The sequence below is a fragment of the Paralcaligenes ureilyticus genome, from assembly GCF_004346225.1.
In the GTDB taxonomy this organism is placed as follows: Bacteria; Pseudomonadota; Gammaproteobacteria; order Burkholderiales; family Burkholderiaceae_B; genus Paralcaligenes; species Paralcaligenes ureilyticus.
The window spans coordinates 178,712-195,116 of record NZ_SMAJ01000006.1; the positions used below are offsets into that span (position 1 = coordinate 178,712).

Here is a 16,405-nt window from a genome sequence, read left to right on the forward strand (position 1 = left end):
GCGGCTCTATGCCGGAAGCGGCAGGACATTGCCGGGGAACACCAGCTCTGACGTACCCGGACACACGCAACGCACGTATTCGCGCGTCGCGTCGATGCACCCGCCCTCGCGATATATCCCCGTGGGCTCGCGCAAACGCATCATCGTCTTTAAAATGGCAGCCACCTCTGCCGGATTGCGCAAGGATTGGCGCACCCGCTCTTCAACGATATTTTCATCAATCTGCAGCTTGCCTGCCGCAGTTTGAACGACCGCATTGCGCCAATGGAATAACTCCACGCACTTGCTGGTCAATGTGTAGTGCTGGTCGGGCTTCCAGAAATTCGTGAAAAACCCGCCCCCGATGTAAAAAACCCAGGAACCTTCATAACCCTCGATATTCGCAGAGCGTTCGTCGGGGTTGCGAAACCAGAGCCGGTCGCCCGGCACGTAATAGTGAAACGGCAACGGGTGCGCCAGCGTACCGTGTTCACGCAGAAAGGTGCTCTGGAACTCTTCGGCCATCAGCGCCCGCGTCTCCCATTGCGTCTGCAACTGAGCGAACACCGACGGATTGCACTCTGCCAGTTCTCGGGCAATACCCAGCAAGACCACATATTCGGTGGCCCGATAACAGGAAAACGAATACAGCTTGCCCGAGGCGCCCGGCTGAGTCGTTTTTTTCAACGACTCAATCAAAGGCCAGCCGGGCAACAGGGTAAAGCCGCGCGCCTCGGAGTATGTCCAGCAGTCCGTGGGCCGCTCGGCTTCTTCGGTATCAAAGGCCAGAACCGTCTTGCCCCCGCCCTGAGCCACGTTTCGACGAATCCGGATCGCGCTGGCCAACTCGTCATAACTGGGAAATGAAAAAGGAATGGGGCCGAGCAACATGGCCAGCACGATCTCGCGCTCCAGATCCTCGGCATTGTTTTCGGAATCCAGGCCCAGTTTTTCACACAGCTGCGTTGTATCGCAATCGGGCGCCCACTGGCTCGCGTACGTATCCAGCAACGCAAAACGGACGGACGGCCCCCCTTCATCGACTTCCTGCGTCAGTTGCACAGCATGATCCAGGCCCATGGACTCGAGCAGAGCCAGAAAACGCCGCTGGGCACCGTCAAGGCTTTGGCCGACGGCATGCTGAAACCGGATCCCGCCCTGACTCGGGCGGATTGCGTGAGAGGCGTCGCTCATAAGGGGTGACCTATCCCTGGCGGGAACAATGGATGTCATCAAGGAAAAGCGCCATATTACCGCGAACCGTCCGAACATAAGTGACCTGCCAGCGTAGCGCAATCGTTTGTAGCGGCAGCCCTTGTGGCTGCCATTTTTGCTAAACGGGGTGCAGATTATTGCGCTGATGCCACCCACAAGGGGTGGCGCTACAGGGCTGCCGCTACAAACGCCCCGGTGATAGCCTCAGGATGACGCCGCCCGGCGGGCATTCTCCAGCATCTGGCGAAAAGCGGCAAACACTTTGCGCATGGCCGGCTTCTTATACGGGTACATCGCCTCCCCATCCATGGCATGGACGACCATCGCGTTGTCGCTCTCAAAGATCAGCAAATCGCCCGTACGGGTCTGGGCGCAGTCAATCCCCAGATAGGGCAGACGCATGCGTTGATAGATGGCTTCGAAAGCCGCCGCATGGCGCACGGCAAATTCTTCATCGAAATGGGCCATGCATGCGGCTTCTTCCGCGCGCTTTTCAGCGCTCTCGCCCATTCCCGCATTGAGATAATGAATCATCCAGTGCGCCGACACGGCAAAGTGACATATAAAGGGCCGCCCCTCAATAAGGACGATCCGGTATTTGCGAAACAAGCCATCGCCGTCGCGATAATCGACAAATCGCGACACATAGAACCGCTCTGCATGGACCCGTTCGAGATATTCGCCGATCTCGCCGCGGTGCGTTATCTTTTCCAGGTTTTGACCCGCGTGCGAGTCGGTCGGTCGTACGATCAACGGAAAATCGTCATGCGGCAGCAAAGCCCCCACCGTTGTTGCGCCCACGCCCAGCGCCTGCAACGTGGCTCGGTCGATGCGCGTCGTAATCGGCATTTCCACGCCGGGTATATCGTGCAAGGCGGCACACACGCCATCGCGCGAAAGGACGGCAATCTGTTCGGGTACATTGATGGCCGGACGGGGCCAATTGGCGACAACCCCTGCAAGGCGCCCGAGCAAAGGCTGGTTGGCGTCGGATTCTCCCACCGCCACCATCATGACATCGTGATCCGGTACAACTTCCGGCCATTCCGATTCCGGCGTGAGATACAGCATGTCCAAAGACACATCCGAGTCTTCCAACAGGAATTCAATCGGCGTATTGGCCATCAGGTCGCCCGGCCCCATAATGGCGAGCAACCGCAAGCCGGGCGCCTCCTGAGACACCGGCCGGGACGCAGGCAGCGAGTACAGCGCCCGAATCTGAATGGCCTCGGCCTGCACCGCCAGGGCATTCTCCCGCAGGCCCATAAGCTGCAATACGGTGGAGTAGTCCATATAGGCATTGGCGTCTGTCGGGTTTTTCTGGGCACGCGCCAATAGCGCCGCCCCCAACGGAGTCAGGTTCTCTTTAAGGACAGCACGCCGTGCCAACGACGCAACGCCGATGAGAGGGGAAAACGGCAAGGCTGCGGAGTCAATTTGGTCGACCATCGGTTTTCCTGTGATACATGGGTAATAGGTGCCATCGCCAAACCGCGCGCAGCTATCTCTCCTGCTGTTCTCGAAACTCAGGGGACCAGTGCAACAGCCGGCGCTCGATCACGGTCACGCCATACACCAGAGCCACGCCTGTGGCGGAAAGCAGCGTAATCGCCGCGAACATATCGGTAGCGTTCAATGTCGCCAGCGCCGTAATCATCAGATAGCCCATGCCGGTCGTGGAGCCGACGAACTCGGCCAGGACCACGCCAATCAGCGCAAAACTGATCGCATTGGGCAGAGAAGCAAAAGTCCAGGCAGCCGCCGTCGGGATACGCACGCGCCACAAGATTTGCCGAGGCGACCCGCCCAGCGTCCGGCAGAAATTCAGCAGTTCGGGCTCAACGCTGCGCCCGCCCTTATAGGTGTTGAAGAACACCAGGAAGAAAACCACAAACCACGATGTCACGACTTTGGAGACAATGCCCAAACCGAAAAACATCGTGATGAGCGGCACAAAGGCAATCCGCGGCATCGAGTTGAAGGCGACAATGAAGGGGTTGAGGATGTCGGCCAGCAAACGGTTCCGGCTAAGCAGCATACCGACCACAAAACCGCTGCCCACGCCCACGATCAGGCCGAAGAATGTCGCTTGAAGGGTCTCCCACAAATGCGGCCAGACCGAATTCGGCCCCGGTTGCATCCACTGCCAAAGCCGCAACGCGATTCGCGAGGGCTGGCTGATAAAAAACGGATCGAAAACCGTGTTCTGGACGAACCACGGGATACGGGTCAGGACTTCCCATCCACCGAGCAAAACGGCCAGGATTGCAATCTGCCACAAGGTAATCTGCAAGCGGCGTTGGCGCGCCAGGCGACGCGTTCGCGCCAGATGCTCGGCATGGCTGCCAGGCAAGCCCGAAGGCGGAGAGGGAGTCGCCATGTCGAGGCTCAGGCGGCGGCGCGAAATTGTTCTCCCAGCACACTCCAGATACTCTGGAAATGGGCCAGGAATTGCGGAGTTTCCCGCAACGAAAATACATCCCGTGGGTGCGCAATGTCGATGCGTTCATCGAGCAGCATGCGGCTGGGCGGCGAGGACAAAACGATAACCCGGTCCGACAGCGTGATGGCCTCGTCCAGATCATGCGTGACCATGACCACCGTTTGACCCAGCTTGCGCCAGATTTCCATCAGTTCGCGATGCAGATGCGTTTTGGTGTGCGTATCGAGCGCCCCAAAGGGCTCGTCCAGCAGCAAAATTCGCGGCTCAACGGCCAGACTCATCAACAGAGCCACACGCCTGCGCATGCCACCCGAGAGCTGGTGCGGATAGGCGTGGGCAAATTCGCTCAAATGACCCAGCTCGAGCAATTCGGCCACCCGGCTACGGATGCGGCCTTCGGGCACGGCCTGAAATCTCAACCCCAGCGCTACATTTTTTTGCACCGTATACCAAGGCAGCAGCGTGTCTTTTTGGAATATATAGCCAAGCGACGGATGGATTTGGCCCGCAACGGCCTGGCCATCGACCGTAATGGTCCCCGCGGTGGGCGCCAGAAAGCCGGCGATCATATTGAGCAGGGTGCTTTTGCCGCAACCCGAAGGGCCGACAATGGACACGAACTCACCGCTGGCGATATGCAGCGATACATCGCCAATCGCCCAGCTGCTCGCTTCGTCGATCTGGTAAGTCTTGCCAACGTTTTTTAACTCGATCACGACTTGATGCCCCGCGCCTTGCGCACGAAGCTCATATCAACGCATAAAGAGTAGGGCACCGTCTTCATCTGCTCATTGGAGAACTGACGCCCGCCGCCCATGATCCGGGCCATGCGCTGGTAGGCATCCGGGGTGATGATATTGTCTTTTAACCAGACCGTTTCTTTATAGAGCTCAATCGTCTTCAGGATGGAAGGCTTGGCTAGCGCTTTCAGATAATCGTCGTAGATCAGGTCCGTAATGGCCTGGGCTGAGCTCGTGTTGATGATATCCTGCGCTTTGACCAGGCCAGTCACAAAGGCCTGCACCACTTCGGGGCGCTTGGTTATGGTGTCGCGCAACGCGTAGGCCGCAATTCCAGGCACATCGCCACCCACGAATTCATTCCAGGCGGCATCGTTGGTGCCATCGAATATGGGCACCCCCCATCCCTCGTGCACGGCCTGCTCCATCATCGACGCGGTAGCCATGGTCGCCGCCACCGATCCGGTTTTCAGAGCCCCCAGCATGGTGGACAGATCGCCCAGCGGCCGGATATCCACCTTGTCCGAAATGCCGGCCTGCTGCATCAGGTAGATCGCCATAAGCGCGGTCACCGATCCAGGCTGGGTGGCGCCGATACGCTGGCCGGTTAAATCCTTCAACGATCTGAATTTTCCGCTGTCGAAGTCTGCCTTGCGCACAAGCACATTGGCGTAAGTCATACGGCGGTCAAAACCATAAACCAGCGCGGCGGCCTTACCCGCGATAGTGAGCGCCGGCGCAGCCGTCGCAGCCGTGGCGCCGAACATGATCTGGCCGGCGGCCAGCATCTGATTGGTGCGCGGGCCGCTTTGAGTATTGAGATACTGCACATCCAGACCGGCCTCGCCGAAATACCCCTTCTTCAAGGCGATATAACCCGCGGTAAAAATCGGGTCGATGCTGCCCTGGCCGTAAACCGCCTTTCCCAGCTTGGACTGGGCTCGCGCAACGTTCACACCAAACAGATTGCCGCTCGCCAGTGCGCCGCCGGCGACCAGAAGATGACGGCGGCGAAGTGATATAGTCGTATGACTCATGTCGTTTGTCTCCGGAGTTTGGCCTGGGCCATACCTTGGCATTGCATTTTAATTGGCAAAGGCAGCCGCTTCTGAGTCGGCTCAATGAAAAGTGCGCTGCAACGGTTGCCGCGCCATGGCGCGCGTTGTCAGGCCTTCTTGGTATAGGCGCTGCACCAGCCCTTTTCCGATACCAGCTTTTCGGCAAAGATCGGACAGGGGCCCCACTCGTCGCCCGCCTTGCCCTGGAACAGCTGGCAATTGCCACAGTGTTCGCCCGCTACATATTTAGCCTGTTTGGCCTTGTCCACCAGTGTTGCGTCGTGCTTGTATCCCAGCGCCTGCGCTGTCGGATCATTTTCATCAACCTTTGCTGCCTCGGCAAAGACCTGACCCGTCAAGGCCAGCGAAGAGGCTAGGCCGACGCCGGCCGCTAAAAAAGTACGTCTGGATGATTTCATCATTGACTCCTTAATTTTCCGTCACGCTGATCAACTATTGAAGCCGCCCAGCGGGCAATACGAATCCCGGACTTTTCCCGGGGCCACAACACCGATACGATCCAGGGCGTAGCCCATCGAAAAACCGGATCGACCTTTGCTATTCTAATACCGGACGTTATGCCGGAAGGAAAACCCTGGGTTATGCCAGGATTTTGTCAGCTTCGTCCCGATTCAGCACAGTTTATTGTTCAATGTCGGTCTGCAAGCGCGGCTCCGCTGCTACAATAAATCCAGTATGAAAAGTTGGCCAACATGTATCCGATAGACCACCTTCCGAACTAATTGAGCCCAGTGATCGGCCTCTGACACTGAGTTTTTTTTCGGGCGCAAACAGGAGATTTCGAGATGCCCCAAAGAGCATCAGCCTTGGCCCCGTTTCGACACTCCACCTTCCGCGCGCTCTGGACAGCGACGCTTGCCTCCAACCTTGGCGGCCTGGTCCAGGCAGTAGGGGCGGGCTGGCTAATGACAACCATCTCGAATTCGGACGATATGGTGGCCCTCGTGCAAGCGGCAACTACGCTGCCGGTGATGATTTTTTCGCTTGCCGCCGGGGCTCTTGCCGACAATTTCGACCGCCGCAACATCATGTTGACGGCGCAAACCATCATGATGCTGGTGTCGGCGGTCCTCGCGATCTTTGCCTTCGCCGGGCTGCTCTCGCCCTGGTTGTTGCTGGCCTTCACCTTTTTTATCGGCTGCGGCACGGCGCTTCACAACCCCTCATGGCAGGCATCGATGGGCGATATCGTTCCCAGAGAGGACCTCCCCGGGGCCGTAACGCTCAACAGTATGAGCTACAACCTCATGCGCAGCGTGGGCCCTGCCGTCGGCGGTTTGATCGTCGCCGTCGCTGGAGCAGCCTTTGCCTTTGCCCTGAATGCAATCAGTTATATTGCGCTGATCCTGGCGCTTGCCCGCTGGGAGCCGCAGCGAGAACCACGGAGCCTGCCGCACGAAACATTCGGGCGTGCAATCTGGGCAGGTCTGCGTTACATCTCCATGTCGCCCAACCTCCTGAAGGTCATGTTCCGCAGCTTCGTCTTCGGCCTGGCGGCGGTCTCGATCCTCGCCCTGTTGCCGCTGGTCGCACGCGATCTGGTAAAGGGCGGCGCCCTGACCTACGGAACCATGCTGGGGTGTTTCGGTGCTGGCGCCATCGGAGGGGCCCTTCTCAACGCGCGGATCCGCGAACGCTGGAGCAATGAGACGATCGTGCGCGCAAGCTTCCTGGGCTTTGCCGTAAGCGCCACGATGCTTGGGCTAAGCCGCGATATGTGGCTGAGCTGTCTTGCCCTATTGCCTGCCGGAGCTTGCTGGGTATTGGCTTTGTCTCTTTTCAACGTAACGGTCCAGCTTTCCACACCACGCTGGGTTGTTGGACGGGCCCTTGCGCTTTACCAAACCGCGACCTATGGCGGGATGGCCGCAGGCAGTTGGCTCTGGGGCATTACGGCCGACGCCTATGGGGCGGATTGGGCACTCATTGCCTCGGGGGTCGCACTCATCCTGGGGGCGGTGATGGGGCTACGCTATACCTTGCCGGAGTTCGGCACGCTCAATCTGGATCCCCTGGGCCGCTTCAGTGAACCGGAACTGCAGTTGGATCTGAAGCCACGAAGCGGTCCGATCATGATCACGCTGGATTATGAGATTGCTCAAGAGGATGTTCACACCTTCCTCATCGAAATGGCCCAGCGCCGCCGCATTCGCATCCGGGATGGGGCACGCCAGTGGTCACTTTTGCGCGACCTCGAAAGCCCACGCATATGGACGGAAAGCTACCATGTGCCCACCTGGGTGGAATACGTCCGCCACCACCAACGGCGCACCCAGGCGGATGCCGAGGTTTTCGACAGGCTTCTGGCGTTGCACCGCGGCTCGGCCCCGCCGCGCGTTCGCCGCATGATCGAGCGCCAGACAGTACCGATACGCGACGATACGCCTTTGAAGGGACATCCGGAGATACCATGACCTCTCTGCATCCGGGGGGCCAAACGTGCTAAGGCAAGCGCAGTACTGGCTACTCCTAAGAGTCTCGAAAACCCCTCGGTTATTCACATACGGGGCTGGCGTAATAGTTGCCGTTTTACTGCTGATGGTGTCTACCGCAACTGTGTTTCTGGTCGACAAGGGTCGCATCGCCAGTCAGCATGCGCAGGCGCTGGAAACCGCTGAAGGTCTGGTCGCCGAGAGCCGAGACTTGCTCGGTCAACTTGTGCTCAACAACGACACGAGCTGCGAGAGCGAACATCTGATCCAGCTCAATGCCCTGTTGATTCGGTCGCGCTTTATCCGTGAAATAGGCATTCTGGACGAGGAAGGCCGGCTGGTATGCGCAACCACGATAGGACGGCTGCCTATTCCTATCATCGGGCACTACCCGGCCATCACGACCCGCTCGGGCAAACAGGTATTGATCGACGTTCCGCTACAGGTCGCGAATAAAAAGGTCAAAGCCACCATCGTTCGCCAAGGACGATTCAATGTCGTCATCAGCCCCTATCTGACCGACAACCTGTACGCCAGCGCCGACGTCGTGTGGCTGCGCACGCCTGACGGGCTCAAGCCGCTCAAGGCAATACCCATGTCCTCCGGCACGTTCGCACAACTACGCAAACAAGTTCAGGCGCAGCACGCCAGCACATGGCTATTGAGCGGCTCCGGATACGAACAGATCACCATGCGGCCAAACATGTCCTGGGTCTTCCAGACCCAGCGCGGCATCGGCGCAATCATGCGCGACAATAGCGTATTGCTGGTCATCATGCTCATCAGCACTCTATTGATTGCCGTATTGGCTGTCGGCACGCTCACACCCTATGTGTTGCGTCTACGCGGCATAGAAAATCGCGTGCGCTTTCTATGCGACGAGGCGCATATCGTACTGATGTACCAACCCTTCTTCGATCTGAAATCCAACCGTCTCGCAGGTTGTGAAGTCCTGATGCGCCTGAAGGAAGGGAAACATATCTGGATGCCTGATCAGATCATTCCCGCCGTCCTGCACGCGGGCCTGGTCCACCGCTTCGATCACGCGGTAACAAGGAAGGCGATCCGTGAACTCAACAGTCACCTCCCAACTCAGGAGAGTGTATTCATCATGGCTCTGAACTTCTTTCCCGAGAGCATTGAGCGGGCCACGCTTATGCCCATATTGCAAGAAGCCCTATCGGCCACCCCCAGAGACGATATCGATATCTTGATCGAAATCACCGAGCACAGCCTGTCGAATACGCTGATCACCGAGGTCAAGAGCTTCAAGGCAGAAGGCTTTCAGATCGCCATCGACGATTTTGGCACGGGCTATTCAAATCTGAAATCGGTCACGCAGATCTCGCCGAACCTGCTTAAAATCGACCAATCGTTTGTCTTCGAGCTGGAAGGTGCGGCGGTGCGCTCCACTCTGATCCCCGAAATCGTCCACATCGCTGAAGCAGTCGGCGCGCTCACCATCGCTGAAGGCATCGAAAACATCCATCAGGTCAAACTCCTGGCTGCCATGGGCGTGCGCTATGGCCAAGGCTACGCCTTGGCCCGTCCGATGGAGCTAGGCCCATTTTTAGCCTTTTTGGACGCGGCGGCCAAAACGCACGCGAATCCCGCCTGCGCGCAGCCCCATTCGACCGATGAGGTTCGCGGCAGTTCGTAATGTAAAAGCTCTAGCGCAACGTAATTGTTGCATCGAATGTCAATGTATTTATTTGAGCCCCTCACGGCTAAAGAAATCGTGGGCGGCGCCGTAAATATCGGGCAGGCGCTAGTCGGCTTTCTTCCACTTCAATAACGAAGTTCAAAAGCTACCCCCCCCAGCACACCTCCTCACGCACCGACTTTGGTCTGGTGCGCATGCCCGTTATTTGTCTCCAAAAAAATATCAGTACGAAATTTTTATGAACACGATTCCATCTCACTCCCATAACAGGATGCTAGCCAGTGAGACAAGCCCAAGTGGCGAATACCTAACCTTAGAGGGCTGATCATACCAATCTTAGAGGGCTGATCATACCAATCATCGATCTACGTGGTTACTTTGAGCTGGAGCCTTCGACGCACGATGCGTTCACTGTCATTATTTTCTTGAATATTTCCGGGCAAACGGTCGGGGTTGTCGTTGACAGGGTGAACGATGTGGTTCGTTTAACTGCCGAGCATATAAAAAATATGCCGAGTTTCAAAGCGGCTATCAATTCGGCACATATCGAGTCGATCGGATCAATCGATGATCGCATGTTGCTCTTACTGAATTTTGAAAAGATGATGGCTGGCGTGACATTAAACAGCTCCGCCCTATAGCGGCTCAACTCTGCTCATTGAGCGCAATCCAACACTACGTCCAAATATTTGAGTTCTGCTCAGGAAATACAAAATGAACTGGTTTATTAATTTGAAAGTCGGGACCAAGCTAATTAGTGGTTTTTTGTTTGTGGCCGCCATCGCGGCTGTCATTGGCGGTTTGGGTATTCGTTCAGCAGGTCAAATCAACGACATGACCACTATCATGTACGAGCGCGAGACAGTCGGTTTGCGACACGCAGCCGAGGCTCAACTGAATTTAATGGCGGCAGGGCGGGCCGTACGCAGCGCGATACTCGCACCAGACGAAAAAGGTCGTGCCGATTCGTTGGCTTCAATGGAGCGGAGTTTTGAAGGAGTCAAAGCTGCACTCAAGAAGACCGAACCCACATTCGTATCAAAGAGCGGAAAAGCGCTAGTAGCAGAGACTGATCAGTCGACTTCGGCTTACCTGACAATGCTGAAAAAAGTTGTGGCGCAGCTTCGCACTGAACCGCTGGATCACGCACGCAGTTCCGTTGATCTTTTGCTTGGGCAAGCCCTACCTCTTGCTACTAATGCCGAGGCGTTGATGTCCAAGCTTATTGCAGAAAAGAACAGCGACGCCAACGCGTATAACGCACAAACCGACGTCATCTACTCGAATGTCCGTGTATTGTTGATCGGCTTCACTCTCGCTGGCGCGCTACTGGGAATTCTGATCGGGATATTCTTGACACGCAGCCTGACCCGCCAGCTTGGTGGCGAACCGGGCGATGTGGCGCGCGTGGCAAATGCTATCGCAAAGGGGGATTTGACCAGCTCCATTGAAACTTCGAAGGCACGCAATGGAAGTGTGCTTCAAGCCATGGATTCGATGCAAGCGTCGTTGCGCCAGGTAGTCGGAACAGTGCGCCTGAGCAGTGATAGTGTAGCAACCGGCTCAAGTCAGATTGCTGCAGGTAATACTGATCTTTCACAGCGTACCGAAGAGCAGGCCGCCAGTATTACGCAAACGGCTTCCGCCATGGAAGAGCTTGCCAGCACGGTGAAGAACAACGCTGAGGTAGCCGAACAAGCAGCACAGTTGGCAAAGACTGCCAGCTCATCAGCAAGCAAGGGCGGCGAGGTTGTCAATAATGTGGTCACCACGATGGATGAGATTAATACAGCTTCCAAAAAGATCGTCGACATTATTGGCGTGATCGATACCATCGCCTTTCAGACAAACATTTTGGCACTCAATGCAGCCGTTGAAGCTGCCAGGGCAGGTGAGCAGGGACGCGGCTTTGCAGTTGTGGCTGCCGAAGTCCGTAGCCTCGCCCAGAAAAGCGCTGCTGCAGCCAAAGATATTAAAACCCTTATTGGTGACAGCGTTGAAAAAATTAATGCAGGCAGCAAGATGGCCGATGCCGCGGGTAATGCCATGCAAGACATCGTGGCGGAAGTACAGCGGGTCACCGATCTCATTAGCGAAATCAGCTCTGCCACCGCCGAACAAACAAGCGGCTTGAGTCAGATAAATGAGGCGGTGGCGCAACTGAGCGAAGTCACTCAGCAAAATGCAGCCTTAGTCGAAGAATCTGCAGCGGCTGCTGGCAGCTTGAGCGAGCAGGCGCATAACTTGGTGGCCGCTGTAGGAGCATTTAAATTGGGCGATAGCGCTGCACAATCGGCGCCCATTCTGGTCGACGCACAGCCTGTGACTCCGCCTGCTGCGCCAAGTCGAGTAGCCGTCAAGGCAAGAGCATTAAACTCAATGACACACCAATTGCCCCTGCAGCGGCTGGATCGAACAACAGCCAATACAGAGTGGCAATCCTTTTAGAGAAAGGCGAGCCTCATCCGGAGCCTCGTGGATGAGGCATATTATGCGCGGTAAACAGCATGGATATGCCAATGGAGAAGAAACTTTAAACAGCTGGCAAGGGAGCATCCAGCTGGTTCAGCCTTTCAGCTTGCTCCCGGGCCACAGTTTAGGTTCTGCACGCGCATATTGCGGGGGATATGACAACTCTTCACCCAGCACCCTGGCCGCTTCATAGGGCCAATGAGGATTATCAATAAATGCCCGGGCCAGCGTCACCGCGTCGACGGCTCCGGAAGCAATAATATCGTCAGCCTGTTGCGCAGTAACGATCATCCCCACGGCACGCACACAAATACCCACCGACTTCTTGATTTCACTGGCAAAAGGCACCTGATAACCGGGGCCCACCGGAATCTTGGCAGGCGCAACACCTCCGCTCGTAACGTCAACATAGTCACAACCGCGCGTTGCCAGCTCCCGGGCGAACACGATCGCTTCCTGAACGGTGATTCCACCGTCAACCCAATCCGATCCTGTAATGCGCGCCCCGACGACAATACGTTCGGGCACCACCGCACGCACCGCCTCAAAAACATCTAGCGGAAAACGCATGCGATTCTCGAGCTCCCCACCATACTGGTCGGCACGCCGATTGGCCAACGGCGAGAGAAACTGGTGCAAAAGGTAGCCGTGCCCGGCGTGGACCTCGATCACGTCAAAACCCACCTTGACAGCTCTGACCGCGGCGTCGACAAAAGCCTGTTTAATGCGGTCCAGATCGGCCTGAGTGCAAGCAACGACACTGCCGTCGCCAGAGGCCGAAGGTGCAAAGGTGGGCCAGGGATCCCGGTTGGCTGCCAGCTTGGCCCCACCGTCCCACGGCACTTCGCAGGACCCTTTCCGTCCAGAATGAGCTAACTGGATTCCAAGCTTGGCGGAGCCCGCTGTTCGGCAAAAGGCAATGGTTTGGGCAAGAGCAGACTCATTGGCATCGGAATAAAGGCCCAAACATGCATGCGTAATGCGCCCCGCCCGCTCCACCGCGGTCGCTTCAACCATTACAAGACCGGCGCCCGAGCCTGCCAGGGCACCCAGATGCATTCGATGCCAATCAGCGGCACAGCCATCGTTGGCAGAGTATTGGCACATAGGAGAAACCACAATTCGATTGCTAAAGGTTTGCGCCCCGACGGTAAGAGATGAAAAAAGATGGCTGTTCATTAAATTATTCATGTCCTTCGAAAGGGTGGGTTAACGAGCCGAAAAATGATAGCACTCGAAAGGCGGTGGGCGAGGTTCGTCAACACCGCTGCAGGTGCGGCACCGGCAGGGCCTGAATATCCAGCAAGGTTGTTGACATGGCGGTATGCTACTTTTTTACGCGTGCCTACCCGGACACCCTTCGCATCACGGCATCCAAGCATAGCTTACCTGGCGTATCCGGAGCGGCACGCAGGACAAGATTGAGGCTTTGCCGCCGCAAGTTCCGTCGTACTGGAACGGTACGTCGGGGTGTTGGCGGTAGCGTCATTCGGCTTTATGCGGCAAACGCGTTTTCGGTCCCGCCAACTTGCTATTACAGAGATACGCCATGACCCGCGAATCCAGACTGACCCACGAACTGCGAAAATTGCTGACCATGCAGCGAACAGCCGCACTGGGAACCATCGGCGAAGACGGAACGCCTTTCGTCTCTCGGGTACCGTTTGCGGCAGAGCCATCGTCAGGACGCCTGGTCATTCACGTCAGCGCCATGGCCGCACACACCGGCAACCTGCAGGCCAGGCCCGATGCATCGCTTCTTGTGGCGCAGCCCGAGGTGCCCGGCGAGCCGGTGCACGCATTGCCGCGCGTCACCCTGCAAGGGCGGGCCACCACGCCGGAAGTCGGTAGTGAAGAATGGCAGGCGTGCAAATCAGCCTACCTGAAGCGCTTTCCCGATGCGGAATCGATGACGAAACTGAAAGACTTCCGTTTCGTTGCCATTACCGCCACACGCGGGCGCCACGTTGACGGATTCGGCAGGGCACGCAACGTCGACGATGAGGAAATCGTATCCATACTAAGCGCCCCGGAGGTCACCGCGTAATGCCGAAGACGCTACACATCTTGATGCCGGTTGCATTGAACTGCCACACCGGCGGGGGCCAACTGCATCGAACTCGCACGAGCTGAGCATAGCGACTTGCGCAGCCCTCGGCTTGGCCGGCGTGTCGGGCTTAACTGCGGTGACCAGCCAGACTATAAACCTGTGTGGGCTTGCTAGCGCTTCCCAATAAACGACTGGCTAGAACGGAATATCGTCATCCATATCGGCCAGATTGGCCGGAGCCGACTGTGGTGCGGCAGGGCGGGCGCTTTGTGCGGGACGCGGGGCGCGCTGTTGCTGTTGCTGCGGATCAGCACTGCTATAGCTGCCCCCCGAGCCTTCACCCTCACGGCCACCCAGCATTTGCATCTGGTCGGCCACGATATCGGTGCTATAGCGATCGGCGCCCGTGTCCTTGTCTTGCCACTTGCGGGTTTTAAGACGGCCCTCTACATACACCGAACGGCCTTTTTTCAGGTATTCGCCGGCGATTTCAGCCAGGCGGTTGTAAAACACCACGCGATGCCACTCGGTTTCTTCGCGCTTTTCGCCACTGGCCTTATCTTTCCATTGCGATGTGGTGGCAATGGAAACATTGCAAATGGCCGCGCCGTCGGGGCTGTAACGAACTTCGGGGTCGCGCCCCAGGTTGCCTACGAGAATGACTTTATTGACTGATGCCATGGCGAGATCTCTACCGTAAAATTTTATATTGGGCCTATTATCGACGATTTGCAGCCCGCCGGGTAGAGGCCCTGGTATTAGTGCGCGGATGGATTAGTCCAAGTGGGGACGGGAGTTGTCGTGGCGAATTTCAACAACGGTAGCGCCGTGGGCGGTTAAGGTAGGGCGGGCGACTCGGGCACGCCGCAGGAATAAGCGAGTTCGCGCGCCGCCCCGAAGCCGCTTATTCCTGCGGGAAGTTCTGGCAAAGCCAGAACCGTGCACGTCGGAGCTCGACCTACCTTAACCGCCCACGGCGCGGGGTTAGAAGGTTCTATCCTAGATAGATGAGATGCGAAAAATGCCACCCACAAGGGGTGGCGCTACAGGGCTGCCGCTACAGGGCAGGCGACTTGAAGCCACGCGCGGTCAGGAACCAGGCGAAACTCAAGGCCGCGGCGACCAGGAACACCTTGGACTCGTCGCCATAGGAAACCAGCACACCCCCCACGACCGCGCCCGAAAACACCCCCAAGGCCTGCGCCGTGTTGTAGAAACCCAGAGCCAGGCCCTTGAACTCAGGCGGCGCCACCCGCGACACCAACGACGGCTGCAAAGCCTCCAGAATATTGAACGCCACAAAAAACCCGACAAACGTCGCCACCAAGGCAAGAAACGCATGGCTCGCCAAAGGCATCAGGGCCAGCACCACCACCAAGCCGGCCACCGCCGCCTCCAGCGCCACCTTGTGAGCATGATGCGTTTCAGCATAGAACACCGCCGGCACCATCAACACAAAAGAAAGCAGGATAACCGGCAGATAAACTTCCCATAAATGCGCCGAATCGTAACCGCCCAACTTGCCCAGCAAGCCCGGGGCCACAATAAAAATCGACATCAGCACAAAATGCAGGCAAAAAACGCCGAAATTCAGACGCAGCAAATCGGCATGATGCAACACGTCGCGCGGCCTGGCCTGCACAATAGGCAGATCGGCCAAAGGCACGACCGGCACCACGAAACTGGCAATCAACAAACACACAAAACCCAACAGACTAATCGCCCAGAACAGGCCCGAGAGGCCGAACTGCCCCACCAGCAAAGGCGAAAGCACCAGCGAAACGGCAAACGAAACCCCGATCGAACCGCCCACCATCGCCATGGCGCGCGTGCGAACCTCCGGGCGGGTGGCGTCGGCCACCCATGCCGTGATGGCCGCCGACACGGCACCCAGGCCTTGAATGACGCGCCCCGCAATAATCCAGTTGATATTGCTTGCCAGCGCGCACATAACGCCCCCGGCAATGAACAGCAGCAGGCCAAACACAATCACCGGGCGGCGCCCGTAACGATCCGAGGCCATGCCCAGCGGAATCTGTAAAAAAGCCTGCGTCAACCCATACGCCCCCAGCGCCAGCCCAACCTTGGCCGCATCGTTGCCACCAGGGATGGTCTGCGCGGCCACGGCAAACACGGGGGTCAGCAGAAACAGGCCCAGCATGCGGCAGGCAAACAACAGGGCCAGCATAATGCTGGCGCGGCGCTCGACCGGGGTCAGCTTTAGTGCAACACGTTCTGGCTTGCCGGGGCGAGCGCTATGGTGGGTCATGAAATACTCTTTTGTGGAAAACCGCCGGTGCACTGTCAAACACATCAACAGTTATACGCTCAG

At 57.4% G+C, this 16,405-nt stretch carries 13 protein-coding genes and 1 pseudogene; 5 read left to right on the forward strand and 9 right to left on the reverse strand.

Going from position 1 to position 16,405, the window contains the following annotated elements:
• Positions 1–6: 6 nt before the first annotated feature.
• The 6 genes from EDC26_RS10360 to EDC26_RS10385 form a co-directional block, all read right to left on the reverse strand.
• Positions 7–1,173, reverse strand: coding sequence for a hypothetical protein (locus EDC26_RS10360; protein WP_243700867.1), 1,167 nt, complete (start codon positions 1,171–1,173; stop codon positions 7–9).
• 225 nt (positions 1,174–1,398) lie between these two features.
• The gene (locus EDC26_RS10365) at positions 1,399–2,643 is read right to left on the reverse strand and encodes an ATP-grasp domain-containing protein (RefSeq protein ID WP_132582230.1); all 1,245 of its coding nucleotides are present in this window, start codon (positions 2,641–2,643) and stop codon (positions 1,399–1,401) included.
• A 52-nt stretch (positions 2,644–2,695) separates the two neighbouring features.
• A complete protein-coding gene (locus EDC26_RS10370) occupies positions 2,696–3,574 on the reverse strand; it encodes an ABC transporter permease (protein ID WP_132582232.1) in 879 nt (292 codons plus the stop codon).
• An 8-nt stretch (positions 3,575–3,582) separates the two neighbouring features.
• Entirely contained in the window at positions 3,583–4,353 is a 771-nt protein-coding gene (locus tag EDC26_RS10375; RefSeq protein ID WP_132582234.1) for an ABC transporter ATP-binding protein, read from the reverse strand.
• The gene (locus tag EDC26_RS10380; RefSeq protein WP_132582236.1) at positions 4,350–5,414 is read right to left on the reverse strand and encodes an ABC transporter substrate-binding protein; all 1,065 of its coding nucleotides are present in this window, start codon (positions 5,412–5,414) and stop codon (positions 4,350–4,352) included. The genes EDC26_RS10375 and EDC26_RS10380 overlap by 4 nt, the downstream gene beginning before the upstream one ends.
• 128 nt (positions 5,415–5,542) lie before the next feature.
• The gene (locus EDC26_RS10385) at positions 5,543–5,854 is read right to left on the reverse strand and encodes a high-potential iron-sulfur protein (protein WP_132582328.1); all 312 of its coding nucleotides are present in this window, start codon (positions 5,852–5,854) and stop codon (positions 5,543–5,545) included.
• Positions 5,855–6,241: 387 nt separating this feature from the next.
• Here EDC26_RS10385 and EDC26_RS10390 point away from each other — a divergent pair, with 387 nt between their 5' ends.
• The 4 genes and pseudogenes from EDC26_RS10390 to EDC26_RS10405 all read left to right on the forward strand — a co-directional run bounded on the left by EDC26_RS10390 (position 6,242) and on the right by EDC26_RS10405 (position 11,999).
• Entirely contained in the window at positions 6,242–7,870 is a 1,629-nt protein-coding gene (locus tag EDC26_RS10390) for an MFS transporter (RefSeq protein WP_132582238.1), read from the forward strand.
• Positions 7,871–8,012: 142 nt separating this feature from the next.
• Positions 8,013–9,548: an EAL domain-containing protein gene (locus EDC26_RS10395; protein WP_165930988.1), complete on the forward strand. Its 1,536-nt coding sequence runs from the start codon at positions 8,013–8,015 to the stop codon at positions 9,546–9,548.
• A 344-nt stretch (positions 9,549–9,892) separates the two neighbouring features.
• A pseudogene (locus EDC26_RS20590) lies at positions 9,893–10,192 on the forward strand (chemotaxis protein CheW); the annotation flags it as partial.
• Positions 10,193–10,265: 73 nt separating this feature from the next.
• Entirely contained in the window at positions 10,266–11,999 is a 1,734-nt protein-coding gene (locus tag EDC26_RS10405; protein WP_132582242.1) for a methyl-accepting chemotaxis protein, read from the forward strand.
• Between the two features lie 117 nt (positions 12,000–12,116).
• On the opposite strand, the gene EDC26_RS10410 is transcribed toward EDC26_RS10405, so the two are convergent.
• Positions 12,117–13,202: an NADH:flavin oxidoreductase/NADH oxidase gene (locus EDC26_RS10410; protein WP_132582244.1), complete on the reverse strand. Its 1,086-nt coding sequence runs from the start codon at positions 13,200–13,202 to the stop codon at positions 12,117–12,119.
• Positions 13,203–13,572: 370 nt separating this feature from the next.
• Between EDC26_RS10410 and EDC26_RS10415 the strand changes: the two genes are divergently transcribed.
• The gene (locus EDC26_RS10415; protein WP_132582246.1) at positions 13,573–14,070 is read left to right on the forward strand and encodes a HugZ family pyridoxamine 5'-phosphate oxidase; all 498 of its coding nucleotides are present in this window, start codon (positions 13,573–13,575) and stop codon (positions 14,068–14,070) included.
• A gap of 198 nt (positions 14,071–14,268) precedes the next feature.
• Here the strand turns inward: EDC26_RS10415 and ssb are convergent, their stop codons facing one another.
• Positions 14,269–14,754: a single-stranded DNA-binding protein gene (gene ssb / locus EDC26_RS10420; RefSeq protein WP_132582248.1), complete on the reverse strand. Its 486-nt coding sequence runs from the start codon at positions 14,752–14,754 to the stop codon at positions 14,269–14,271.
• A gap of 376 nt (positions 14,755–15,130) precedes the next feature.
• Positions 15,131–16,342, reverse strand: a complete 1,212-nt coding sequence (locus tag EDC26_RS10425; protein ID WP_132582250.1) for an MFS transporter — start codon at positions 16,340–16,342, stop codon at positions 15,131–15,133.
• Between the last annotated feature and the right edge of the window lie 63 nt (positions 16,343–16,405).